Annotated in this window: 14 protein-coding genes, 1 tRNA gene, 1 rRNA gene, 1 pseudogene and 1 riboswitch; of the genes and pseudogenes, 11 read left to right on the top strand and 6 right to left on the bottom strand. The window is 45.2% G+C overall.

The window, feature by feature from the left end; translation table 11 throughout:
• The first annotated feature begins 14 nt into the window (after positions 1-14).
• Together rrf and KHN79_RS12330 are read left to right on the top strand one after the other, a co-directional pair.
• A 5S ribosomal RNA gene (gene rrf, locus KHN79_RS12335) occupies positions 15-130 on the top strand.
• A gap of 88 nt (positions 131-218) precedes the next feature.
• Positions 219-309 (top strand) — tRNA-Ser (locus KHN79_RS12330).
• Positions 310-1,169: 860 nt separating this feature from the next.
• On the opposite strand, the gene KHN79_RS12325 is transcribed toward KHN79_RS12330, so the two are convergent.
• A complete protein-coding gene (locus tag KHN79_RS12325) occupies positions 1,170-2,528 on the bottom strand; it encodes a sodium:proton antiporter (RefSeq protein ID WP_244812572.1) in 1,359 nt (452 codons plus the stop codon).
• Positions 2,529-2,720: 192 nt separating this feature from the next.
• Between KHN79_RS12325 and metH the strand changes: the two genes are divergently transcribed.
• The gene (metH, locus tag KHN79_RS12320; protein ID WP_182010909.1) at positions 2,721-6,401 is read left to right on the top strand and encodes a methionine synthase; all 3,681 of its coding nucleotides are present in this window, start codon (positions 2,721-2,723) and stop codon (positions 6,399-6,401) included.
• A 68-nt stretch (positions 6,402-6,469) separates the two neighbouring features.
• Here the strand turns inward: metH and lysC are convergent, their stop codons facing one another.
• Positions 6,470-7,822, bottom strand: coding sequence for a lysine-sensitive aspartokinase 3 (gene lysC, locus KHN79_RS12315; protein ID WP_182010911.1), 1,353 nt, complete (start codon positions 7,820-7,822; stop codon positions 6,470-6,472).
• A gap of 103 nt (positions 7,823-7,925) precedes the next feature.
• Positions 7,926-8,104: riboswitch (Lysine riboswitch) on the bottom strand.
• Between the two features lie 490 nt (positions 8,105-8,594).
• Here lysC and KHN79_RS12310 point away from each other — a divergent pair.
• Positions 8,595-9,716 carry an alanine--glyoxylate aminotransferase family protein gene (locus tag KHN79_RS12310; RefSeq protein WP_182010913.1) on the top strand — a complete coding sequence of 374 codons (1,122 nt, stop codon included), beginning with the start codon at positions 8,595-8,597 and terminating at the stop codon, positions 9,714-9,716.
• Between the two features lie 94 nt (positions 9,717-9,810).
• Here KHN79_RS12310 and KHN79_RS12305 read toward each other — a convergent pair whose 3' ends face one another.
• The 4 genes from KHN79_RS12305 to KHN79_RS12290 form a co-directional block, all read right to left on the bottom strand.
• Entirely contained in the window at positions 9,811-11,589 is a 1,779-nt protein-coding gene (locus KHN79_RS12305; protein ID WP_182010915.1) for a PglL family O-oligosaccharyltransferase, read from the bottom strand.
• Positions 11,590-11,667: 78 nt separating this feature from the next.
• The gene (uvrA, locus tag KHN79_RS12300) at positions 11,668-14,490 is read right to left on the bottom strand and encodes an excinuclease ABC subunit UvrA (protein ID WP_182010917.1); all 2,823 of its coding nucleotides are present in this window, start codon (positions 14,488-14,490) and stop codon (positions 11,668-11,670) included.
• 144 nt (positions 14,491-14,634) lie between these two features.
• The gene (gene galU, locus KHN79_RS12295) at positions 14,635-15,507 is read right to left on the bottom strand and encodes a UTP--glucose-1-phosphate uridylyltransferase GalU (RefSeq protein WP_182010919.1); all 873 of its coding nucleotides are present in this window, start codon (positions 15,505-15,507) and stop codon (positions 14,635-14,637) included.
• 166 nt (positions 15,508-15,673) lie between these two features.
• Complete coding sequence (locus tag KHN79_RS12290) at positions 15,674-16,318, bottom strand: LuxR C-terminal-related transcriptional regulator (protein ID WP_182010921.1); 645 nt, start codon at positions 16,316-16,318, stop codon at positions 15,674-15,676.
• 276 nt (positions 16,319-16,594) lie between these two features.
• Between KHN79_RS12290 and KHN79_RS12285 the strand changes: the two genes are divergently transcribed.
• From KHN79_RS12285 to mshL, 7 genes and pseudogenes are all read left to right on the top strand, one after another.
• On the top strand, positions 16,595-17,137 hold the full coding sequence (locus tag KHN79_RS12285; protein ID WP_182010923.1) for a single-stranded DNA-binding protein: 543 nt from the start codon (positions 16,595-16,597) through the stop codon (positions 17,135-17,137).
• A 621-nt stretch (positions 17,138-17,758) separates the two neighbouring features.
• Positions 17,759-19,645: a reverse transcriptase domain-containing protein gene (locus tag KHN79_RS12280; RefSeq protein ID WP_182010925.1), complete on the top strand. Its 1,887-nt coding sequence runs from the start codon at positions 17,759-17,761 to the stop codon at positions 19,643-19,645.
• A gap of 338 nt (positions 19,646-19,983) precedes the next feature.
• Complete coding sequence (csrD, locus tag KHN79_RS12275) at positions 19,984-22,014, top strand: RNase E specificity factor CsrD (protein ID WP_182010927.1); 2,031 nt, start codon at positions 19,984-19,986, stop codon at positions 22,012-22,014.
• Positions 22,004-23,449, top strand: a complete 1,446-nt coding sequence (locus KHN79_RS12270; protein ID WP_182010929.1) for an MSHA biogenesis protein MshI — start codon at positions 22,004-22,006, stop codon at positions 23,447-23,449. Before csrD ends, KHN79_RS12270 begins: the two co-directional genes overlap by 11 nt.
• The gene (gene gspM / locus KHN79_RS12265; RefSeq protein ID WP_182010931.1) at positions 23,446-24,096 is read left to right on the top strand and encodes a type II secretion system protein GspM; all 651 of its coding nucleotides are present in this window, start codon (positions 23,446-23,448) and stop codon (positions 24,094-24,096) included. Before KHN79_RS12270 ends, gspM begins: the two co-directional genes overlap by 4 nt.
• Positions 24,089-24,421, top strand: coding sequence for an MSHA biogenesis protein MshK (locus KHN79_RS12260; RefSeq protein ID WP_182010933.1), 333 nt, complete (start codon positions 24,089-24,091; stop codon positions 24,419-24,421). The genes gspM and KHN79_RS12260 overlap by 8 nt, the downstream gene beginning before the upstream one ends.
• Before the next feature lie 20 nt (positions 24,422-24,441).
• Positions 24,442-26,069, top strand: a pseudogene (mshL, locus tag KHN79_RS12255) (pilus (MSHA type) biogenesis protein MshL).
• The last annotated feature ends 50 nt before the right edge of the window (positions 26,070-26,119 follow it).

Genomic DNA, 26,119 nt, shown 5'->3' with positions numbered 1-26,119 from the left:
GATTAAAGAATTTGCTTGGCGGCCATAGCGTTTTGGACCCACCTGATTCCATTCCGAACTCAGAAGTGAAACAAAACAGCGCCGATGGTAGTGTGGGGCTTCCCCATGTGAGAGTAGGACATCGCCAGGCTTTAATTAGGTCTTCATCTTTTGAACAGATGAAAACCAAACTAAAAATTAGCATTATTAAGTAAGACTAAGTTTTAGTAACAATTTGTGGAGAGATGGCTGAGTGGTTGAAAGCACCGGTCTTGAAAACCGGCATACGTTAATAGCGTATCTAGGGTTCAAATCCCTATCTCTCCGCCACATTTAGAAAGCCCGTTGAGAAATCAACGGGCTTTCTTCATTTATGCGCACTGAACAATCACGGGATTTGTTAAATCCCTAGTCGGTCTCGGCCCCGGCTCTCAGTCACAATATAGAAAGCCTGCAAAGAATTTGTAGGCTTTCGTTGTTTTTGGGGGCTTGTAAGTCCGTAGGGATATGTATCAGAACCTAGGTCGGTCGCGATCCCTCACTCTCAGCTAGTATTAAGAAGCCTCGTTATAAATAGCGAGGTTTTTGTCATATCTGGTGTCCGTCCTGAAATGTGTTTACACATTGAGGACGAATTATGTCTATTTCACATAGCCCCTCTACGTTAAGCGTACTCAGTGCGATTACTCACTATGCTTTAACTTGAAGGCAGTCCTCAGCAGTTAAAACCGGCGAGCTAACTAACAAACAAGGATATGATAACTATCGTATCCAATGTCGAACTGTGGCTTTGACCCGCAGCGAAAGAATAGAGATGAAAACGGTTTCGTTATCTGCCTCTATTGATGGGTCTAACTTGAAGCAGAGGAACTCGTTTTCGTCTGGCTAAAAGACATAGCTGGATAGAAGTGATGAAATCACTAGCTGCGTGTCCCAAAGTTAGGTGTTCTAATCCTGCCGTTATCGATTCCTACCTGGCGAGCATCTCAAGCACGTCTGACTTTCACTAATTCTAGCGACAATTCAGTTCAAATCTGATTAGCTAGATAGTTTATCTTTATCAATTCCTACACATTCTAATGGGTGCGGGAAACAAGATTATTAGCCTGATTACGCTGATGTTCGCTTACCCATTATATTTAAGTATAAAAAAAGCAGCGGGATGGCTGCTTTTTTGTATAGCTGTCTGGTTAAGACTCAAGTTGTTCTTGCTGCTTGAGTTGCTCACTGTTCTCATCTTTTTCGGAGGCCGCTTGGGTGCTATGCGCTTCCTCCATCTTCTTTTCTTCTTCTTTGGCTTTTTCGATCATTGGGGTAATGGTCGAGCCTTGAATCAAGATAGAAAACACAACTACAGCGTAAGTCATTACCAGAATGATCTCTTTCACGTCGATCAACTTGTCCTGAATAACCCAGATTCCAGATGGAATGGATAGTGCCATCGCAAGTGCTAAGCCACCACGAAGACCTCCCCAAGTCAGGATTTTTACTGACCAGCGGTTGTATTTTCTGAAACGTTTAAATCCGATGTACGAAAGGAATACACTGAGATACCGCGACGTTAGTACTAGAGGAACTGCAATGGCCATCATGATCCAGTCTTCTTCATGAAATTTAAATAGCAGCATCGACATACCTATCAATAGGAACAGAACACCGTTTAGGAATTCATCGACCAGCTCCCAAAAGTGATCCAGGTGATCTTCACTTTCTTTAGAGAAGCCAATAAAGCGTGTCCAGTTACCAATCATGATCCCTGAAACTACCATTGCCAAAGGACCCGATACGTGGATGTATTCTGCGAATGCATAACCAGCAGTAGGGACGCCTATCGTTAAAAGTAGTTCCATTGAGTGATCGTCTGTCGCACTAATTAAGTAGTGGAAGAGCAGTCCGAGCAAGAAACCGTAGAATATGCCGCCAATTGCTTCCTGGATAAATAGCATTGTCACACTTCCGACTGTAGGAGCTTCAGTGCCAAAAGCGATGGTAAATAAAGTGACAAAAATGACCAGACCGAAGCCATCGTTAAACAATGACTCACCTTCAATTTGAGTTGAGATACGTTTCGGTGCGTCCAACTTTTTAACAATAGCAAGAACTGCTATCGGGTCAGTTGGAGAAATCAATGAGCCAAACAGTAAGCAGTATATCAAGTCAAACTGAATACCAATTAGCAAGCAGATGCCATAAAGAGCAAAACCGATAAAGAACGTCGAGAACAGAGTGGCTGCAAGCGCTAATACTGTAATTTCCCATTTTTGATCTTTTAAGTTAGGTAGCTTGATACCCAGGCCACCGGCAAAAAGCAAAAAACCTAAAATGCCTTTAAGTAAGAAATTTTCGAAGTTGATACTGGTTACTGTCTGCGTAGCAATTTCCGTGAGATGAAACCAGTTGTTTTGACCTGCAATAAGGATAAGAAGGGAAAGCACCATTGAGCCAGCTGTGATAGCGATGGTAGTTTGCATCTTTCCTATTTTGCTGTTTACGAAAGCGATTAACATCGCAGCAGCGGATAGAAAACATAAAGTATGATAGACCGACATTAGAACACTCTGTTTGTAACATTTTATGAATGGAATTCTCGGCGGATGCTGCTTAAATAGCAAACATTTTTTCGTGATTCTTTTATAAGTTAAGAGCTCGATAAAATAATCATGAAATCTACGTTTGGACGTCTAGACTCCTGAAGTTTGTGTGATAGGATGGGATCATAACTAAAGGAATGAGGCTGTACTGTGGGAAGTAATGTAAGACAACAGATTGAAGCTCAGTTGAAGCAACGTATTCTTCTGATTGATGGTGGTATGGGCACCATGATTCAGGGATATAAACTTGAAGAGCAAGATTATCGAGGAGAGCGTTTTGCTGATTGGCATTGCGATCTAAAGGGTAACAACGACTTGTTGGTACTCAGTCAGCCTCAACTGATCAAGGACATCCATAGCGCTTATCTTGAAGCCGGCGCTGATATTCTTGAAACTAACACCTTTAATGCGACTACGATTGCGATGGCTGACTATGATATGGAAAGCCTTAGCGAAGAGATCAACTTTGCTGCGGCTAGGTTAGCTCGTGAAGCAGCGGATGAGTGGACCTCAAGAACACCTGATAAACCACGCTATGTAGCTGGTGTGCTTGGTCCGACAAACCGCACCTGTTCTATCTCTCCGGATGTAAATGACCCGGGTTACCGCAATGTCAGTTTTGACCAGTTAGTTGAAGCCTACTCTGAGTCGACTCGCGCTCTGATTAGAGGTGGCTCAGATCTGATCCTCATCGAAACTATTTTTGATACCTTAAACGCTAAAGCATGTGCTTTCGCAGTTGACGCTGTATTTGAAGAGTTGGGTATCTCACTACCAGTAATGATATCAGGCACAATTACCGATGCCTCAGGCCGTACTCTGTCAGGTCAAACGACGGAAGCGTTTTACAACTCTTTACGTCACGTTAAGCCACTTTCTTTTGGTTTGAACTGTGCCCTTGGCCCAGATGAACTGCGCCCATATGTTGAAGAACTCTCGCGTATCTCTGAGTCTTTTGTATCTGCACACCCGAACGCGGGCTTGCCAAATGCATTCGGTGAATATGACCTGTCTCCTGATGACATGGCTGAGCATGTTAAAGAGTGGGCTGACAGCGGGTTCTTGAACCTGATTGGTGGTTGTTGCGGTACTACTCCCGATCACATACGTCAAATGGCAGCAGTTGTTGAAAACGTTACTCCTCGCCAGTTACCTGAACTACCTGTGGCATGCCGTTTGTCAGGTCTGGAACCACTGACAATAGAAAAAGATTCCTTGTTTATTAATGTCGGTGAGCGCACTAACGTAACTGGTTCGGCTCGTTTTAAGCGCTTGATTAAGGAAGAGCTATATGACGAAGCGTTAGATGTAGCTCGGCAGCAAGTCGAAAACGGCGCACAAATCATCGATATCAATATGGATGAAGGGATGCTGGATGCAGAGGCTTGTATGGTTCGCTTCCTGAACCTTTGCGCTTCAGAGCCGGAAATTTCCAAAGTGCCTATAATGGTCGACTCTTCCAAGTGGGAAGTTATTGAAGCCGGACTGAAGTGTATTCAGGGTAAAGGTATCGTAAATTCGATTTCTCTGAAGGAAGGGAAAGAGAAATTCGTTGAGCAGGCTAAATTGATTCGCCGTTATGGTGCAGCCGTTATCGTCATGGCATTTGATGAAGTTGGCCAGGCTGATACTCGAGAGCGAAAAATAGAAATTTGTACTAATGCTTACCGTATCTTGGTTGATGAAGTCGGCTTCCCGCCAGAAGACATTATTTTTGACCCGAATATTTTTGCTGTCGCGACAGGTATTGATGAGCACAACAACTACGCTGTTGACTTTATTGAAGCGGTTGGTGACATCAAGCGTGACTTACCACATGCGATGATATCTGGTGGTGTGTCTAACGTATCTTTCTCTTTCCGCGGTAATAACTATGTGCGCGAGGCGATTCACGCTGTATTCCTTTACCACTGTTTTAAAAACGGTATGGATATGGGGATCGTTAATGCCGGTCAGCTGGAGATTTACGATAACGTACCGGAAAAGCTGCGTGAAGCGGTCGAAGACGTGGTATTGAACCGTCGTAATGATGCGACTGAAAGGCTGTTGGATATTGCTGCTGAATATGCAGATAAAGGCGTTGGTAAAGAAGAGGATGCCTCTGCACTGGAATGGCGTACCTGGCCGGTAGAAAAACGCTTGGAACACGCTCTGGTTAAAGGTATTACTGAGTTCATTGTGCAGGATACAGAAGAAGCCCGCGTTAACGCCTCGAAACCATTGGAGGTAATTGAAGGCCCGTTAATGGATGGCATGAACGTGGTCGGTGACCTGTTTGGTGAAGGAAAGATGTTCCTGCCTCAGGTCGTGAAATCAGCACGTGTAATGAAGCAGGCGGTTGCTCACCTAGAACCTTATATCAATGCAGAAAAGCAATCAGGGTCGAGTAACGGTAAGATCTTGCTAGCAACGGTGAAAGGCGATGTACATGATATCGGAAAAAATATCGTGGGTGTTGTTCTGCAATGTAATAACTACGAGATCATTGACCTCGGCGTTATGGTGCCTTGCGAGAAGATCCTAAAAGTCGCCAAAGAAGAGAACGTCGATATTATCGGCTTGTCAGGACTGATTACCCCGTCTTTAGATGAAATGGTACACGTAGCGAAAGAGATGGAACGTCTGGATTTTGACCTTCCATTGCTGATTGGCGGCGCAACAACCTCGAAAGCGCACACTGCGGTCAAGATAGAGCAGAACTACAAGCATCCGGTTGTTTATGTGAACAACGCATCACGGGCAGTTGGGGTATGTACGTCGCTGCTATCTGATGAGTTGCGACCTGGATTTGTCGAAAAACTCGATGAAGATTATGTTCGTGTACGTGATCAGCATAGCCGTAAGAAGCCAAGAACCAAGCCGGTAACACTAGAAGAAGCTCGTGCCAACAAAGTAGCGATTGACTGGAGTGCTTATACTCCTCCTGCTCCTAAGAAGCCGGGTATTCATATCTTTGATGATTTTGATGTTGCTACTTTGCGTCAGTACATCGACTGGACACCATTCTTTATGACCTGGTCACTTGTCGGTAAATACCCGACTATCTTCAAACATGAAGAAGTCGGTGAAGAAGCGCAGCGCTTGTTCCATGATGCGAATGAACTGCTTGATCGTGTTGAACGTGAAGGTTTACTCAATGCACGTGGTATTTGTGGTCTGTTCCCGGCAGCTAGCGTGGGTGATGACATTGAAGTTTATTCTGATGAGTCTCGCAGCGAAGTCGCGAAAGTTTTATGTAACCTTCGACAGCAAACTGAAAAGCCAAAAGGCTTTAACTATTGTCTGTCAGATTACGTTGCACCTAAAGTTTCCGGTAAGCACGACTGGGTTGGGGCGTTTGCAGTGACTGGTGGTATTGGTGAACGTGAACTGGCTGATGAATACAAGGCTAAAGGTGATGATTACAACGCGATCATGATCCAGGCTGTTGCGGATCGCTTAGCTGAAGCCTTTGCAGAGTATCTGCACGAACGGGTAAGAAAAGAGATCTGGGGTTATGCTGAGGATGAGAATTTAACCAACGATGATCTGATTCGTGAAAAGTATCAGGGAATTCGACCTGCACCGGGTTATCCGGCATGTCCTGAGCATACTGAAAAAGCGCCATTATGGGATCTTTTAGATGTCGAAGAGAATATCGGTATGTCACTGACTTCGAGTTATGCGATGTACCCGGGGGCTTCTGTTTCTGGTTGGTATTTCTCGCACCCTGATTCTCGTTACTTTGCGATCGCACAGATCCAGGAAGATCAGCTGGAAAGTTACGCTGAACGTAAAGGCTGGGACCGGTTAGAGGCAGAGAAGTGGTTAGGTCCAAATATTAACGGTTAATCAGTTGAAAAGTAGAAGGGCTGCCAGTGGCAGCCCTTTGTTATTTTGTCTTGTTGAAAGTTTGGTACTTATCGTTCAAACAACTCGGTGTGTAGTTTCTGAATTGCCAGCTGTGATTCTGATTTGTGCAGCAGGAAACACAAGTTATGTGGGCTTGCACCGTAGCAAATCATACGCAGGTTAAAGTCTTCTAGCGTACCGAAGACTTGCTTCGCGTAGCCTTTAGTGCCACTCATATTATTACCTATCAGCGCGACTAAACATAAATCGTGCTCGACTTCTACTTTACACAGCTCTTCCAGCTCTTCTCTTACTTCCTGAGGTAACTGCGGTGCGCCGCCAGACGTATCGGTTTGGTCCAGTGTCAGTGAGACACTGATTTCAGAAGTGGTAATCAGGTCTACCGAAATTTTGTGTTTAGCCAGTATTTCGAATACTTTCGCCAGGAAACCGTATGCGTGGAACATGTTTGCACTACGCAGTGTCACCATTGTCTGGTTGCAACGTAATGCCAGAGCCCGGTACAACGGTGAGCTTTCTACTTGATGGCGAATCCAGGTGCCGCCGGCTTCCGGATCTTTAGAAGAACCGACAAAAACCGGTATGTCGTGGCGTAGCGCTGGTACCAGCGTGGAAGGGTGAAGGATCTTCGCGCCAAAATTTGCCATCTCTGACGCTTCACTGAAGCTGATTTCCGGAATCGGTGATGCTTTTGGCGCAATACGCGGATCGGTTGTATAGATGCCAGGGACATCGGTCCAAATTTCCAGGCCGGAAGCCTTTACACCCTCAGCGATAAGCGCAGCGCTGTAGTCACTGCCACCGCGACCTAACGTCGTAGTGTTGCCTTCCTCGTCAGAACCGATAAAGCCCTGAGTAATCACGATCGATTCCTGACACAGTGGTACGAGTTTCTCTTGCGCCAGCTGAAAAATGGCTTCGACGTTCGGTTCAGCACGGCCGAAGTTGTTGTCGGTTCTTAGCACTTCGCGTATATCGAAACGCACTGCATTAATGCCACGCTCTCTCATCAGTTGAGCCAGAATGTGTGTTGACATCAGTTCACCACATGCAACCAAATGATCTGTTAGCTTAGTGCTGGCTTGAATGGATGCGGCTTCGGCTAAGCTGGTGACCGTGTCCAGAATCGCGTAAACCTCCGTGGTTGCTTCCGTAGCATCTCTTAGCTCACCAAGAATAGCGTCATGAATTTCCGCGAGTTTACGCAGCAACTCGGCACGTTGCTCCTGATCCTGGACACCATTGGCCAGTTCCACCAATAGGTTTGTTACACCTGAACAAGCGCTGCTAACGACAAGGCGAGTATTTGGATTGTTTTCGATAATGGTGGCACAACGACTCATTGCCTCAAAGTTGGCAACACTGGTTCCACCGAATTTTGCTACGTTAAATGCGCTCACTGCGTTCTCCCACGACTTCCTAGAAAATAATGTATATCCGATATTTAGTGAGGAGAGGAGCAGAGCAAAAAGAGAGGTATCTAAAATGTCATTTGAAATATGTACCCTCAGAAGCTCTTCATCAGACGGTGCTGATGACAGTTGATGGGACTCAACCCAGGTCAACCGACAAGTCAAACCCTGCAATTTTGACTTACCTCGGCACTACTCCCCCTCAATGGTTTGTATTGGAATTGCGGTTCCACAAATCATCTACCTGGGTAGTGCTCCTCTTCCACATAAAGCTCAAACATTGAACGGTTTTACCGCTGTAATGTCAATCAATATTTCCACTATTCTTATGATTTCTACTAACGAATTTGTGATGGTTATTTGTACTCAATACTTATAGCTAATTGCCGAGCTACACAAAATCCATTAGTGTGATGCCTCTGGTGCCCGAGACCTTATACCCAAATAACCTCAAGATGCTAGGTTCAGCGAGAATGACTTGGCTTACAGGCGCGGCAACGATTTGAAGATCTAGTGGTTCTAAATCAAAAATCGTTAACAAAGGCTGTGAGCCAAGGCAACTCGCCCTTTAGGAGCGTGTCACTGACACAGTTTCAGCGTCATATAACTTGGAAATAGCTTGCTATTCCACTACGTTATTTTCCTCAAACTTGTGCCAGTGACAACGCTCTGAATCCTGCATCTTGAAGTCATTTGGGTATACTAAACTCTAAAAATAATCGTTCTCCTCGGGCTAAATAACGTTAAACAAGGAGCTGACATGCCGATCCAAAGTTTTATTCCCCCGCATCGTATACTTATGGGACCTGGACCTTCAGATATTTACCCTCAGGTACTGCAAGCGCTGAGTCGCCCGACAGTCGGTCACCTGGACCCGCTATTCATCGCTATGATGGATGAACTAAAACAGTTGCTGAAATACGCGTTTCAGACTGAAAATGAGTTCACTATCGCGGTTTCTGCTCCCGGCAGTGCTGGTATGGAAACGTGTTTCGTTAACCTGATTGAAAAAGGTGACAAAGTCATCGTATGCCGCAATGGTGTTTTTGGTGAGCGCATGCGTGAAAACGTAGTTCGAGCTGGCGGCGAAGTGGTCGTTGTCGACGATGAATGGGGAATGCCAGTTTCCGTCGATAAAGTAGAACAGGCTCTGCAGCAGCATCCGGATACTAAAATTTTAGCTTTTGTCCATGCGGAAACTTCTACCGGGGCAGTGAGTGATGCTCAGGCTCTGGGCAAATTAGCCAAGCAATACAATGCACTTTCTATTGTTGATGCAGTTACGTCTCTGGGTGGGGTGCCGCTAAAAGTTGATGAGTGGCAACTGGATGCTGTGTATTCGGGCAGTCAGAAATGCCTATCATGTGTGCCGGGATTGTCACCAGTAACGTTTTCACAGGGTGCAATTGACAGAATTCAGTCGCGAACAACGCCGGTGCAAAGCTGGTTCCTGGACCAGAGTTTAGTCCTCGGTTACTGGAGTGGTGAAGGCAAGCGAAGCTACCATCATACTGCGCCGGTTAACAGCCTGTATGCTTTGCATGAAGCATTACTGATGCTGAAAAATGAAGGCCTTGAAAATGCGTGGGCTCGTCATCAGCGAATGCATGAAAAACTAAAAGAAGGTTTGCAGAAGCTTGGTTTTGAGTTTGTTGTTGAAGAAGCTTATCGCTTGCCTCAGCTGAACGCGATTTATGTACCGGAAGGCACTGATGAAGCGAAAGTCCGTGCTCACCTGTTAGAAACGTATAATCTGGAAATTGGTGCCGGGCTTGGCGCACTGGCTGGAAAAGCGTGGCGTATTGGTCTGATGGGATATGGTGCCCGTCCGGAAAATGTTGCTCTCTGCCTGAAAGCGCTGGAAGAATCACTTACTGAGTAATACCAATCCCGGTAATTATCTCGTGATAAATTTGCCGGCACTGGTTAATTAGCTGAATCAAAAAGCGAAGGTTACCCTTCGCTTTTTTGTTGAGTTATTCAGCTTCTGCCAGAACAGGTGACGCTGATTGAGCTTTTGAAGGCGGCTGATAATTCACTCGACTAAAATCCACCTTAGGAAATAAAAATTGCGCTTCTGCACGGATTTGTTCAGCTTTACTGGTGTCATCGAGCCCCTGATAAGCGAGGATCAAATTATTATAGAAAGCAGGGCGTGGCTTATCTTTAATAATATTCAGTGACCAGTCGATGTACGGCTGGATTAAGCTGGGATCCTGTGTGTGTAAGCCTATATTCAGGAAAGTGCTGTACACATCCCAGTCAAACCTGTCTTTCCAGACCACAGGATTACTGACTTGATTGAGGATGTCCGGATTTGTTGGACGTGTGGTCTCAAACTTTGTCAGTATGTAATTGGTATGTAAGGCACTTACCATATAAAACGTAAACACAGCGGGGATAAGCAAGCTGAAAACGCGCAGCAAGCTTTTCGTGATTTTAGTGAAACCGGCCTGACGATAACGTGCGACCCGCTGATCGACCCAGTAAAGTAAAATGACGAAAATTATCCAATGCACCAAAGAGTGATAAAACGGGTACTCTAGCTGCGTATGTAAAACGATAGGGATGAACAAAGCTAGCAAAGCTAATCGGGTTCCGCGCTTTGCCTGAGAAATTCTGTGCAGCACCAGCGCCATGGCTAAAAAGATACCTAAAACAGGTAGTAAGCCGCCTTCTACCCCCCAATATAATAACTCATTGTGCGGGTGATCCATGGAAGGTAATCCGGCTGGATACTTCTCATTTAAGGCGTGCTGGCGAGCGGTATAAAGTATGTATTCGGACTCAAACTTACCATACCCATACCCCGTAAATGGCTTTTCAATCACCATATCTAAGGTTTGCGGGAAAGTGTAAGCACGAGGGGATTCCATATGGACTTTCTCTGTGGCTAATCCATCACCATCCGGAAAAGCGATATTCATAACGACTGCCGACAGCAGTAGTCCTGATGCCAGAGATATGACCCAATGAGTGAAACGCCTCTTGGTATTATAACGGTACATGTAGGGGATGATCAGTAGCACAGCAACCAGAGAGACAAGCCAACCTGTTCTTGACGCAAGTGCAACGATCAACGGCAGGGTTAAAACTGGTACAGCATACAGAAGATAAACATCACTGAGTTTGCGGTCGTACTTATATGGCTGGCGAGCTAACAAGTAACTCGCAATCACAAGTCCAGTTGCAAGAAAACTTGCCATTACATTGGGTTGCTGGAATATGCCATACGGTCGGTTGGAGACCGTGTTGTAGCCGAAGGGGTTGCCGGGCTTAAAGTAAAGGTACTGTGTCAGACCGAAAATCGCTTCGATGACGACAGCCATTACAATAAACCATAAGATACGTTGCCGGTGCTTATTACTAAAATGGAACTGTTGCAAGACGACAAAAAACAGCCAGCCACACCATAATCCTATTAGCTTGTTTGCCGCCAAGTCAGTGTTCGCATTCGGGTAAAATACCGGCACGGTCATTATGATGACACAGATAAGCAGGCCGAAAGTCAGTTTGGAATATCTTAATGCCTGACTACGGGCGATCTGATAGCAACCAATCCCGAGTACAAAGCTGAAGGCTATCCAGGTAGTTGCATTAAATGAAAGGGCTAACCCTGCGCCGCCGGGATTAGGCATAAAAAAGTGCATTGCCAGTACAAAGAGTACTGCCAGAGCGATAAGGAGCTTGCGGTTGAGAGGAACCTGAACTTTTTCTGGTGACAGTTTAGTTCCGCTTACATGTATAGTAGCCATAGACATTACATTGCTTTGAATTTAAAAGACCAGCAATGCTGGCCTTTCAGATTAATGACGCTACTTTACCTGTTTTTTCTACTTCAACATAGGCTTAAGAAAGCGTGCGGTATGTGATCCTTCGATCAGGGACACATCTTCAGGTGTACCCTCAGCGATAATTTCGCCTCCGCCTTGTCCGCCTTCCGGCCCCAGGTCGACTATCCAGTCTGCGGTTTTGATGACATCCAAGTTGTGCTCGATGACCACAACAGTATTACCGTGGTCTCGCAGACGATGTAAGACAGCCAGTAATTGTTGAATATCATGGAAATGGAGTCCAGTGGTTGGCTCATCCAAAATGTAGAGCGTTTTACCGGTATCGCGTTTGGACAGTTCTTTTGCTAGCTTCACGCGCTGTGCTTCACCACCAGATAGAGTGGTTGCCGCTTGTCCAAGACGAATGTATGACAAGCCTACATCCATTAATGTTTGTAATTTACGTGCAATGACAGGTACGGGTTCAAAGAACTCGCGCGCATCTTCTACCGTCATTTCCAGTACTTCATCAATGGTTTTGCCTTTGTAGCGTACTTCTAGAGTTTCGCGGTTGTATCGCTTACCTTTACAAACATCACAAGGCACGTAAACATCCGGCAGGAAGTGCATTTCAACTTTAATCACACCATCGCCCTGACAAGCTTCACAACGGCCACCACGAACGTTAAAACTGAAACGCCCTGGTTTGTAGCCACGTGAACGTGATTCTTGCGTACCTGCAAAGAGTTCACGTATCGGGGTAAAAATGCCCGTGTAGGTAGCAGGGTTAGAGCGAGGCGTTCTGCCAATCGGACTCTGATCGATGTCGATCACTTTATCAAAGTGCTCCAACCCTTTGATTGACTTGTAAGGTGAAGGGTGAGCCGTTGTTGCGCCATTTAACTGGGTATGTGCGATCTTGAAGAAGGTATCGTTAATCAGGGTTGATTTTCCTGAACCTGACACGCCAGTAATACAACTGAATAAGCCGACAGGCACTGACAAATTAACATTTTTCAGGTTATTACCCGTTGCGCCGATAAGTTCGACAGTTTTCTTCGGATCGCGGGGAGTACGCTCTTTAGGTATGGCTATTTCTTTGGCACCACTTAAGTACTGACCTGTGAGAGAGTCAGGATTAGCAATGATCTCCGCCATTGTGCCTTCAGCTACGACATTACCGCCGTGTACCCCTGCGCCCGGACCAATATCAATCACGTGGTCAGCACAACGGATCGCGTCTTCATCATGTTCTACAACTAATACCGTATTACCCAAGTCTCGCAGATGAGTGAGAGTTTTCAATAGGCGTTCATTGTCACGCTGGTGGAGACCAATCGAAGGTTCATCCAGTACGTACATCACCCCGACTAGACCCGCGCCAATTTGGCTCGCCAGGCGAATACGTTGCGCCTCACCACCTGATAATGTCTCAGCACTACGTGATAAATTAAGGTAGTTCAGCCCCACGTTGACTAAAAATTGTAGACGGTCATTGATCTCTTTCATTACCTTTTCGGCAATTTGTGCACGCTGACCTTCTAGTTGGAGAGTTTCAAAGAAAGATAGAGCATCGGCAATACTCAGCTCTACGATTTCCGGCAAGGCGGTGTCAGCAATGAACACGTTCCGTGCTTCTAAGCGCAGTCGGGTACCATTGCAGCTTGAACAAGACTTAGTTGAAATGTATTTCGCTAGCTCTTCACGCACAGAGTTTGACTCAGTATCCCGGTAGCGACGCTCCAGAGTGTTTAGTATCCCTTCAAATGGGTGACGCTTAACTCGGATATCACCTCGATCATTGATGTACTTAAACTCAATCTCAGTGCGGCCGGAGCCCTTCAATATGACGTCTTGGGTCTTCTTTGGCAGCGAATTAAACGGAGCGTGGAGATCAAAACCATAGTGATCAGCCAGAGAGGAGAGCATCTGGAAGTAGTAGTAATTCTTTTGGTCCCAGCCGCGGATTGCGCCTTGTGCCAGGCTTAATGAATCATCCACAATAACTCGGCTTGGATCGAAATATTGTTGCACTCCAAGCCCGTCACAAGTGCCGCAAGCACCTGCCGGGTTATTGAATGAAAATAGCCTCGGTTCTAGCTCTTGCATGCTGTAACCACACTGGGGACAGGCGAAGTTTGCAGAGAAGATAATTTCTTCGCCGTCACCATCCATCGGAGCCACAACAGCAATACCACCAGAAAGTTCAAGCGTCGTCTCGAATGATTCCGCCAGACGTTGCTGCAGGTCAGGACGAACTTTAAAACGATCGACGACCACTTCGATGGTGTGCTTTTTATGTAACTCAAGCGTTGGTGGATCAGAAAGATCACAAGTTTCACCATCAATACGAGCCCGGATAAAGCCTTGTGCAGCCAGATTTTCTAAGGTTTTTACGTGTTCGCCTTTACGTTCCTTAACGATTGGAGCCAGCAGCATCATTTTGCTGCCTTCGGGTAACTCCAGCACCTTGTCCACCATCTGGCTGATGGTTTGAGCTGCAAGAGGAGCATGGTGTGTCGGGCAGCGAGGTTCGCCAACACGAGCGTACAGCAGTCGCAGGTAGTCGTAGACTTCCGTGATTGTACCTACGGTTGAGCGTGGGTTATGAGACGTTGATTTCTGTTCGATAGAAATTGCTGGTGATAAGCCTTCGATATGATCGACATCCGGCTTTTCCATAAGAGACAAGAACTGGCGTGCATAAGCAGAGAGAGACTCTACATAGCGTCTTTGACCTTCAGCATACAAGGTATCGAAAGCGAGAGAAGACTTACCAGAACCACTTAGTCCGGTAATAACCGTCAGCTTATCGCGAGGGATAGTGAGGTTAATGTTCTTGAGGTTATGGGTTCGGGCACCGCGAACTTCTATTTTATCCATCGTTTTTGCTCTAAATAACCAAATGCGGCAAGTATTACATAGTGTGAGAAATGTGCAAAGAAATACTGGACAAAAAAACAGTAAACAAAAGCCCGACTTTTAGCCGGGCTTTATGGTTAATACTGAACAATATGCTTGAAAAAGTTATGCTTCGCGTTTAGTTGCGTGCTTACCTAGCTCAGACTTTACTTCATCTTTAAGGTACATGTTTTCGAAGCAGTAATTTGTTGCTTCGATGTAGCCTTCAACGCTACCACAGTCAAAACGCTTACCTTTAAATTTGTAAGCAATTACGCAGCCTGCTTGTGCTTGTTTTAGTAGTGCATCAGTGATCTGAATCTCGCCACCTTTACCCGGTTCGGTATTTTCGATCAGTTCAAAGATATCAGGAGTCAGAATGTAGCGACCAATGATTGCCAGATTACTTGGTGCTGTACCTGGTTCCGGTTTTTCAACCATGTCATCGACACGGTAGATGCCTTCTTTGATCATTTCGCCAGAGATAACACCGTACTTATGAGTTTCATCAACAGGTACTTCTTGTACCGCAACGATAGAACAACGGAATTGTTTGAACAATGCGACCATTTGCGCGAGTACGCCTTCATCCTCATTTACACAAAGGTCATCAGCTAAAACCACTGCAAATGGTTCATCACCAACCAGTTCACGGCCGGTTAGGATCGCGTGTCCAAGGCCTTTCATTTCTCTCTGGCGGATGTAGGTAAAGTTTGCAGAGTCAATGATTTCACGGATGTCTACCAGCAGCTCTTCTTTATTCGTACCACTGATTTGGTGTTCCAGTTCGTAGTTCTTATCAAAGTGATCCATGATTGAGTGTTTACCACGGCCAGTAACAATACACATGCCGTTCATACCAGCCTGGATCGCTTCTTCTACGCCGTACTCAATTAATGGTTTATTCACTACTGGCATCATCTCTTTTGGCATTGACTTGGTCGCTGGGAGGAAGCGCGTACCATAGCCTGCTGCAGGGAATAGACACTTTTTAATCATTGGGGGATTATCCTTTCTCGTCATTATCTTCAAGATCTGAGGATAACTTTAGCACGAGAGTTGCATAGTAATCATGATTAAAGTAGGAAAAAGTGTGATTTTGGGAGCGGAAAAAGAATGAGCAGCCCAAATAAGGTCATTTGAGCTGCGTGTGTTTTCATAGAAATCAGGACATCAGGTTCTGATCTGCCCACGCAATGGCTTGGACACGGTTTTTCACCGAAAGCTTTTTAAATATTTGATACAGGTGTGACTTGATTGTAAATTCGCTGACAAATAACTCTTCCGCCATTTGGCTGTTCGAGGCTCCGTCCTGAAGACAACGTAGGACCTGCAATTCCCGGATGGTCAGATCTACGGTCGCGGGCGCTGTATGAGTGTTGATGACATTGCGGTAATAGTGCAATAGCTGGCTGGAGACATTGCGTGGCAACCAGTTTTGTCCATTAATAATACCTCTTAGCCCTTCTCCTACTTGTTCGAGCGAATCTTCGGCATAAAACACCCCTTTTAGTTGGCCGAAACAGAGCAGTTCATCTGTAGTAAGGCGCTTCGGAACGTTAAATATAATCGTCTCAAAATTCTTCCAGACTAAAGGCAAGTTTTTAATCGATTGAACAAGAGCTTTATGTTCACTGAAATCAATGAGCAGGATTTTATTGCGATGTTCCGGCTGTGCCTCCATTAGTGCATCCGTTGAGATCACGGGAATACTAATCTCGATGTATTTTTCCAGTGCTGTTACTTTTTGGGCGGCGTTATCTTCCATGCTGATCAGAAATAGCTTTCTGGCGTAGGCTGACTTTCTCACAAGCTCAAATCTCCCAGTGTTCAGTTAAGGCAATAAATTGGCATCAAAGAGGCATTAGAGCTACATGTTTGATGAATAAATGCGTCGAGATTCAAAGGTTGACACTGGTGAGGCTGCAACACGAATCAAAAATGTTACATAGATGATCGAATAGTTATTTTGGTTCTGGAAAACGGCTAGATAGAACACAATGGTATTAGACTTTAATCAAATCATTAAAGCGTGCTATTCTAATGCGCTAAAATTTTATATATCCAGAGTGAAACGGAGCACATCATGGCCAGCCGTGGAGTTAACAAAGTTATTTTGGTGGGGAATCTAGGTAATGACCCTGAAATTCGTTATATGCCTAACGGCGGTGCAGTAGCAAACATTACTATTGCCACTTCTGAATCATGGCGTGATAAAGCGACTGGCGAACAGCGCGAAAAAACAGAATGGCACCGTGTTGTGCTGTTTGGCAAGCTAGCTGAAGTAGCTGGTGAATACCTTCGTAAAGGTTCTCAGGTTTACATTGAAGGGCAACTTCAGACACGTAAATGGCAAAACCAGCAAGGTCAGGATCAGTACACGACAGAGGTTGTCGTCCAAGGCTTTAATGGTGTAATGCAAATGCTGGGCGGACGCTCTCAGGGTGGTGCTCCAGCTTCAGGTGGTCAACCGCAGCAGCAAGGTGGTTGGGGTCAGCCTCAGCAACCTGCACAGCAGCCATACAATGCGCCTAAGCAACAACAGCCACAACAACAGGCTCCGCAGCAGCAACCGCAGCAACAGTATAATGAACCACCAATGGATTTCGACGACGACATTCCGTTCTGAGTGCGCCGTTTTGCTTTGTAAATCAAGTGCTTACGGTTATTTATAATCACAAGTATAGGCTGTTGGAAAGCCTATTGCAAGCCTGACTTATCCTTGCTTAGTAATAAGCTTGAACCTTGAAAAAGGAAGGGGAGTGCAGCATGTTAGGTAAAAGGCTGGTGGCGGGGAAACTATCTACTTTGCGCCAGTCATTGCAAGTCCTATAAGGTTAAACCTGATTGGTTGAATCACAGTTCATAGTGGGTTTCGGGATATCTTTGACTCACGATAGTTCAGGAGTCTTACCAAAGTTTATGACAATTATGTTTAGAAGGTTGTCATATCCAACAACTTTGGCACCTGCTCGGTGAGAGTGGTAATTGGACGTAAGTGGAACCTAAGTAGGACGTATCTTGACTACAGAGAAATACGGGATCATCTAAGTTGGTTTGAACTAAACAACCAATATGATGACAGAGTCTCCATAGTACCCAACGTAGCTTTGTAATGAAGTGGCAATTGGTTTAAATCCAATCTGAAACCTAAGTATAAGTGATAAAGCAATTTATCGTGAAAGCATAGATGTAAGGGGGAAGGGAGGCAGTTAGACACAATACTAATAGAAGCGAGGTTCGATAGTCAGTGCTATCAGCAAGAACACTCAAAGCTCTAAGTGGTATTAACAAAGCAAGTATACAGGGTCATAAGGTCAAGAAACTGCACAAATTAATGTGTAATAACCTCGACTTATGGGCAACGGCTTATGCCAACATTTACTCTAATCGTGGTGCCATGACGAAAGGAGTTAATGATAATACGCTCGATGGAATGGGTAATGATAGGGTTCTAAATCTAGTCAGCCTAATCAAATCGTCGGACTACCGCCCTAAACCTTGTAGACGCACTTACATACCCAAGGATGCAAGGAAGCCAAACGGTAAGAAACGACCTCTTGGAATACCCAGCGGTGACGACAAGTTAATTCAAGAAGTCATGAGAATGATCCTTGAAGAGATCTATGAACCTATCTTCAGTGACTGGAGCTATGGTTTTCGTAGAAATCGTTCCTGTCACACAGTACTAACTGAAATTCGTAACAGTTGGAAGGGAACTAAGTGGGTATGTGATGTAGACATAAAAGGTTACTTCGACAACATCGACCATAATCTATTGCTCAAATTCTTAAGTAAAAGAATAGACGATAAAGCTTTTCTAGCACTGGTTAAAAAGTTCTTGAAAGCTGGCTATATGGAAGATTGGCGTTACTTTGGCACCCACAGTGGAACTCCACAGGGTGGAATTATTTCACCGATACTCGCCAACGTGTTCCTCCACGAACTTGACGAATTCATGAAAATGAAGATTAAAGAGTTTAGCAAAGGGGATAGAAGAAAACCAAACCCAGAGTACAAGAAAGCTCTACAGAATCGAGCAAATCGTATAAAGTGGATAAGGCAAGGATATGGTGCAACTGGTCTTCATGCTGACGAGCAAAAGCTTGAAAAGTGGAAACTAGAAGCAATTGATCTAGAAAAGAAGCTGGCAAACACGTCCAGTGTATTGATGGATGATCCTGCTTTTAAACGGATGCGTTACGTTCGTTATGCTGACGATTTTCTGATAGGGATTATTGGTTCAAAAAATGAAGCGAAAGAAGTGATGAAAGAAGTCACTGAATTTGTGGAATCAGAGCTGAAACTTGAAGTCTCTAAAGAAAAGTCAAGCATAGTAGATCCGAAACAAGGTTTTGTATTTCTCGGATATGAAGTTAAATGTCGTAGGGAAAACAAACGAGTTAAATGTGTTGTGGGACACAACTCGGATGGCAGTAAAACTCACGCTGTAAAGCGTACAATTACTGAACACATTCACCTTGGTGTACCGAGAGAGAAAATTCAAAAATTTTGTGCTCTACGTGGCTATGGGGAATACGATTCGCACAATGATAAGAGTAGAAGCAAGCCCGTTATGACATTTTTGTCTGATTACGAGATAATCAGTCAATACAATGCCGAAATGCGCGGTTATGCAAACTACTACAATTTGTCGCCAGTTCTGTATCTCAATAAATTACATTGGATCTGGATGAATAGTCTATTCAAAACGCTGGCAAACAAGCATCAGACATCAAGGACTAAGATTGCTAAGCGATTGAGGCAACCTGATGGAAGATACGTTCATCGTGAGCATCGAAATAATAAAATCTACGAGCTGGAAATTTTCCAGCTAAAAAACAGAAGTGTGTCGATGGCAGATTTCATTGATCCGTTACCTAATACATTTAAGTATACGTCTCGAACTGAACTGCTTGATAGAATGGCAGCAAGAAAATGTGAATATTGTGGTACTCAATCTGGATATTTGGAAGTTCACCATGTGCGTAAACTAAAAGATATCAAGGGTGATGCAGAACCTTGGAAACGACTAATGATCTCCCGAAGGAGAAAGACTTTAGTACTATGCAAGGACTGCCATATAGATTTACATCGCGGGAAGCTACCTGACTATCGCAACTTTGCTAAAGTCTAATGGAGAGCCGTATGCATAGAAATGTGCATGTACGGTTCGGTGGGGGGACAACGGCTAACCCTATTAGGGCGCACGTGTTCTACCCAATCGAAAGACAAATTTAAAAATGTTGAAAAATACACTAAAGGCCGCTAATAGCGGCCTTTTTTATTGTTTTCTTTTGTCAGAAAGATATCTAGCTTTTTCATTGTTGGCCGATATCACTACTAAATTGATGAATGTATTAATGATATATTCACCCCTATCACAATCTGATTAATCAGATTGAGGCATAATCACCGTTCAAGTATAAATACTTCAATAAGGTATATAGTGAATAGAAAAGGAATTTGGCATTCATGAGGTATACCCCAACTCTTAAACTCAGCACCCGGCTGGTGGCATTTGTCACCATGATCGTCATATGCGCAATGTTTATCTTGTTTGTCGGTGCTACTCTCTCTTTTAAACGGCTTGGCCAAGAGTACCTTACTCATTATCTGGACGGGATCGTTGAGGTGGTCGATAAGGAGATGGAAGATCCTGATGCGGCTTACTCTATGCAGCGCTGGATGCCGAAGATGCTCCAGGCCAGTAACATTGTTGAAATGACATTAACGACCAATAATGCGGTCGTATACCGTTTTAAAGATACTTCCCATAAAATGGAAGAGTCTGTCCTGTTCGAAAAAGAGTATCCGCTTACTCACAATCAGGGCTACGTTATCCATTTTAAGGCGATTCCCCCCTACATGGGCTTTGGCTACTCAATCCAGGCACTGTGGTCTATTACACTGGCCGTCATTCTGATCATATTTTGTCTGATGCGAGGTCTGGCATGGCTCAGGGAGCAGCTGGCTGGTTCGGAAATGCTTGAAGAGCGGGGCAGAATGATACTGGCTGGCCGCGTTGAGCAATATGCCAAGGGCGATGAATCTGAATGGCCCTACACTGCAAGTGAAGCTCTTGATGTCCTGATAGAAGAGCTACAGGACGCACGCAAGGAGCGAAGCCGATTTGATACCTTTATCCGGACTCAGACATTTCTGGATAAATTAACCGGAACTGCAAATCGGGTACTGTTTGACAGCAAGCTGGAATCAGCGTTACTGGAAAGCGGATCACGTGGTGCTGTGTTGCTGGTACGAATCCATGACTGGAAGCTGGTGGAGGAAGAGCAAGATAAGCAGCTCTCCGACGACTTTATTGTTGAAGTGGGCAGCCTGCTCTCCAATCTGGTTCAGCGCTATCCTGACGTTGTTTTTTCCCGTTATTATGATGCTGACTTTGCGCTCTTCTTACCCAACCAGGATACAAAAGGTGTGGCTAATTTAGCTTCGCAGTGTATCCGTCAGATGGAAAAACTCACTCCCCCTGAGCCTTTAGAACCTGATAACTGGTGCCATATTGGCATTACGATGTATAAGCAGGGTGAACGGCATAGTCAGATCATTGATGAAGCGGAAACCGCGTTGCGTAGTGCCCAGTTGCAAGGCAGTAACAACTGGAGCCGCTTTAAAAAATGGAGCCATGATGAAGAGGTCAGAGGTAGCGTAAGATGGCGTACGCTATTCGATTCAGCCTTAACCACTGATAACGTGCTTCTGTATACACAGACTGTGCGAGAAGTGGCTGATAACTCGGACCAAAAAGTACTCTATCAGGCCCTGACATGCCGGATTCTGGATCCTGAAAACGGGATAGTTAAGGCGTCCAGGTTTATATCAGCTGTTAGACAGGTTGGATATGAGGCGCAAATGGATCGGGCAGTTATCAATAAATTCTTAAGGCATTATAGGGAAAATTCTGATAGCAGCTTGTGTTACGCTCTAAACCTTCATGTGACGCCGTTTTCTAATCGAGAGCATTTCAAATGGTTTCGGGATGAACTGTTGCAGTTAACCCAGGAGCAAAGAATGTGTCTCATTTTTGAGTTTGTGGAAGCTCAATTTGTAAGACACTTAGACTTTATGCGACCAGTCGCTAAAATGCTTGCCGGTTTGGGTTGCCGACTGATGATAGGTCAGGCCGGGCGAACGATAGTCAGTAGTCACTATTTAAAAGAGACAGATATTCAATATCTTAAGCTTCATCGCAGCTTGGTGACAAAAATCGATCAGCGGCACGAGAACCAACTTTTTATTCGTAGTATGTTGGGTGCAGCTGTAAACAGTAAAACCCAGACTATCGCTGTCGGCATTGAGAACCGCAATGAGTTAAGCACGTTAATAGAATTGGGTATTTATGGTGGTCAGGGGCGTTACTTCTCTGCAGAGCGTCAATATCTTCCTCGTCCACAAACCATGCAAGGTAGTCGAACAGAGCCCCAAGTTAAGCCGGGGAAACGAAATCGCTGGCGTAAAAATAAAGATAATAATCATGGATTTTAAAGCAGTATTAGACAAGTTTAAGCGAACATCAGGTGGTGGGCGCACTTGCTTTTTGGTAATTCAGCCAGACGCAGTATATTTATCAACTTCAGCGAAGAAGGGCCGACCGTCCCGTTTTGAGGTCTCTGAATCAAACTGGGAGAAAGCAGCTGAGCAGGCACTCAGTGTTGCTGCCGGTTCTTATGACTCACTAAAGGTAGTGTTATCTCACAATTACTACCAGATGTATCAAATAGACAAACCTGCTATGCCACGTCACGAGTGGCCGGCTGCGCTACCATTTTTGTTGAAAGAGCTGATCTCAGAGCGTGCAGTTGACATTGTTGCCGATGCAGTGGAGCTGTCTAACTCAAACAAAGTGCAGTCTTATGTCTTGCCTAGAAAAGTGTTAGACAATATTGTGCAGCTTGCCAATCGAGTTCATTTGCCACTGGACGCGGTGATTCCTGAAGACTGTGTCTGGGGACATACTGCGGGTGAGCTTGGTAATTTTATCTTGCTGCAGAGAAGCGTTAAAGGTCACTTCCGTATCAGCGCTTTTGTGGAGCGTACTATTGCCTTCCATCGCTCAATTCGCAGTGTGACGCCTCCGCTCACCGGGGTGCCGACCAGTGAAATGCAGATGGACAGTTTGTCATTAGAATTGCAGCGCTCAATTGATTATCTGTCATCACAACTGCGCAATGTGCAGCTGCATCAGTTGAAAGTGTGCTGTGATGAAGAAGATGAGAATGAATTAGTTCAATCTCTTAATTTCCGACTCAGCACTAAAGTTTCACCACTGTTGCCTGAAGAGCATGAGCTCTCCGGGAACGTACTTGCAGATATCGCCATCGCATCGAACGCTCTGCGTATCAACTTATACCCAGACCATTTAAAGCCAAAAAAAGAGCTGCTGACGTTAAAAAATGTGGTGATTTCCTGGGGAGTTTTAGCCGCGATGATCTTATCTTCATACGGTTATGTGACCTGGCAAAATAGCGGAATAAAAGATGAAATTGCGATTGAGAAGAGCAAGGGCAGTATCTTAAAGTCTGAGCTGCAGCACTATCAGGTGCAATTAAGCAAGCATCAACCCGACGCTAATAAACTGGCAGCAAAGGCTCGCCTGGAGCGTGAAATCATTGCAAAACGTGACTCGTTAAAAGCGGTCGGAAAATTCGATCAGTCGCAGCGCGTTGGTTATTCCGGCGTGATGCAGTCTCTCGCTAAGTTGAGCAGCAACGAAATCTCGTTATCTGAAATTAATATAAGCAACAACACCTTGAATCTAAAAGGGCTGGCTAAGTCGCCAAGTTCGGTACCAGGTTGGGTTAACAAGTTTAAAAATGAGATCAGTCTCGTTGGCCGTACCTTTGATGACGTCACCATTGGCCGTGACGATAAAGGCATAGTGACGTTTGAATTGAAAGCGCTTGAGGGTGAAAAGAAATGAACGAGTACTGGCTTTCAATGGAAAATCGCTTTGGCGAAATGAGTACAAGAGAAAAAGCACTGGTCGCACTGTGTGGCCTAGTGGCGGTTGGGATGCTGTTATTCGTCCTTGTCCTTGAACCTACTCTTAAGCAGGTCAACAGCTCCAAAAATCAGTTGAATCAGTTGAAGTTAGCTAATCAAAAAACGGAAAGTGATGCTTTGCGTATACAAGCGCAGCTGAAAAAGGATCCTAATGCTGAAGTTACGCGTGAGTTGGAGATTCTTTTAGCAGAAAGCCAACGTCTGTCTGAGCATCTGTCTGAGATCGTTGAGCATCTTATCACTCCTTCTCAAATGGCAGAGCTGCTGGAAAAAGTGTTAGCGCACGAGACTGGAATTCATTTGGTTTCCTTGCAAACTCTGCCTTCAGAGCCGATTGCCAACGATGATAACGCGTCACAATATTCAGGCTACTACGTTCATCCTGTGCGTATGGAGCTGAGCGGTGATTACTTTTCAATATCTCATTATCTGAACAAGCTGGAAAATTTGCCCGCTACTTATTACTGGCGCAGCTTCAGCTATAAAGTGGATGAATATCCCAAAGCAACCTTAGTAGTGGAAGTATATACATTAGGTTCTAGAGAGGCGTTTATCGGTGGTTAAGTCATTCATTATCTCAATAGCCTTAGCGGTAATCGCTTCTCCAGCATGGGCGAATCAGGATCCGACGGCTCCGTTAGACTGGAAGAAACCCGTAGTGGCATCCAATGCTAAGCCAGCTGCAAAACAGTACCGACTACCGACGCTAAACAGCATTATGTGTCAGACAAACAGCCAGTGTACTGCCATCATGAACAATCAGATAGTGGAGCAGGGGCAGCTGTTCAGGGGATACAGAGTAGTCAGTATCACGAGTGAATTTGTAACTTTAAAGCGTGGCAACCGTCAGTGGAAACTCGAGCTTTTTGGTTTAAACGTAAAAAAATAATAGTCAGAGCCTGATCAAATATGCGCAAACTAGTAGTAGGAATAATTACCGCTTCTTTAATGGGATGTTCAATGGGACATCGAGATCCTGTTGAAGTGAAGCAAGCTCTCAATGAATCAATCAATCAAGCCAATAGCCGTGCTCTGGAAGAGATACCCTCTTCTGTTGAGGCAGACTTGATGCCTAACCTGGACACGAGTTTGTCCTCGGTACAGGCGACATCCAAACGCTTCCGCATCCAGGCTAATGAGGTAGCAGCAAGAAGCTTTTTTGCTTCACTGGTTAAAGGAACCGAATACAGCGCAGCGATCCATCCAGCGGTTACTGGCAATATTACTGTGAACTTAACCGACGTAACCTTAGATGAAGTCCTTAACGTTGTGCAAAACATGTACGGCTATGATGTGGTTAAGTCAGGAAAGGTTATTCAGGTTTATCCTGCGGGCTTGCGCACGGTTACTATCCCTGTTGATTACCTCCAGTTTAAACGTACGGGACGCTCACTGACGAGTATCAGCACTGGTTCGGTTACTTCTGCAGGAACATCCAACTCTGGAGGGAGCTCTGACAGCTCTGACTCTTCTAGCTCTGACAGCAGTAACTCCTCAACCGCACCAACAGGTGGTACCAGGATTGAAACGGTGACGGAAAGCGACTTCTGGCCAATGTTACAACAGGCGGTGGCTCACCTGATCGGCTCTGGTAAGGGGCAAAGTGTGGTGGTTACTCCTCAGGCCGGTGTTATTACAGTACGCGCCTTCCCTGACGATATTCGTCAGGTGCGTGAGTTTCTTGGAACCTCACAGGAGCGTATGCAGCGTCAGGTGATTCTGGAAGCGAAAATCCTCGAAGTGACCCTGAGTGATGGCTATCAGCAGGGCATAAACTGGTCGAACTTAACCGCATCTATTGGTTCAGGTGGTATTACCGTAGACCGTCCGGGGTCTTCATTGCCAGCACTGGATGCCATCAGTACTTTACTTGGCGGTCAGACTAATGTCACCATTTCTGATGGTAACTTCGATGCTGTGCTTAGCTTTATGTCGACTCAGGGCGATCTCAATGTGCTATCGAGCCCACGAATTACCGCTGCAAACAATCAGAAATCTGTGATTAAAGTCGGTACAGATCAGTACTTTGTGACTGAGCTGTCAAGCAGTGTAGGTAGCAGTGATAACTCCAATGCGGTACCTGAGGTAGAGTTAACGCCATTCTTCTCTGGTATTTCACTGGATGTGACACCGCAGATTGATGATAAAGGCAACGTTTTCCTGCACGTTCACCCTGCGGTTATCGAAGTAGAAGAAGAGACCAAACTGCTTAACCTTGGTGGCGACTTCGAAGATGTTCAGCTGCCATTAGCCAAAAGTTCGATTCGTGAGTCGGATTCTGTTATCCGTGCCCGGGATGGTGATGTTGTTGTGATCGGTGGCCTGATGAAGCAGCAGAAATCTGAACAGGTCTCTAAGGTGCCACTGTTAGGTGATATTCCGGCCCTTGGCCATCTGTTCCGTAACGTGAATAATATCACCGCGAAACAGAGTTGGTGATTCTGCTTAAACCAACGGTTGTTGGTGTGAACTCGTGGCAAAAAGAGCTTGAACGCTCTCGTGACTTGCTGCAAGAGTGGTTCCCGGATGCAAAATAAACGTTGTGAAGGGCTAAGCTTCTCAAAGAATTCGTAGCTCAATTATACAG

The organism is Vibrio sp. B1FLJ16, from assembly GCF_905175385.1.
Taxonomy (GTDB): domain Bacteria; phylum Pseudomonadota; class Gammaproteobacteria; order Enterobacterales; family Vibrionaceae; genus Vibrio.
This window is presented reverse-complemented; position numbering and strand designations above follow the sequence as displayed.

Bases quoted from the DNA above. Each gene is read 5' to 3' on its own strand.
- galU (WP_182010919.1), bottom strand. From the start codon at position 15,507: ATGATTAAAAAGTGTCTATTCCCTGCAGCAGGCTATGGTACGCGCTTC.
- KHN79_RS12305 (WP_182010915.1), bottom strand. From the start codon at position 11,589: ATGGCTACTATACATGTAAGCGGAACTAAACTGTCACCAGAAAAAGTT.
- gspM (WP_182010931.1), top strand. From the start codon at position 23,446: ATGAACGAGTACTGGCTTTCAATGGAAAATCGCTTTGGCGAAATGAGT.
- uvrA (WP_182010917.1), bottom strand. From the start codon at position 14,490: ATGGATAAAATAGAAGTTCGCGGTGCCCGAACCCATAACCTCAAGAAC.
- csrD (WP_182010927.1), top strand. From the start codon at position 19,984: ATGAGGTATACCCCAACTCTTAAACTCAGCACCCGGCTGGTGGCATTT.
- KHN79_RS12310 (WP_182010913.1), top strand. From the start codon at position 8,595: ATGCCGATCCAAAGTTTTATTCCCCCGCATCGTATACTTATGGGACCT.
- KHN79_RS12325 (WP_244812572.1), bottom strand. From the start codon at position 2,528: ATGTCGGTCTATCATACTTTATGTTTTCTATCCGCTGCTGCGATGTTA.
- KHN79_RS12270 (WP_182010929.1), top strand. From the start codon at position 22,004: ATGGATTTTAAAGCAGTATTAGACAAGTTTAAGCGAACATCAGGTGGT.
- KHN79_RS12285 (WP_182010923.1), top strand. From the start codon at position 16,595: ATGGCCAGCCGTGGAGTTAACAAAGTTATTTTGGTGGGGAATCTAGGT.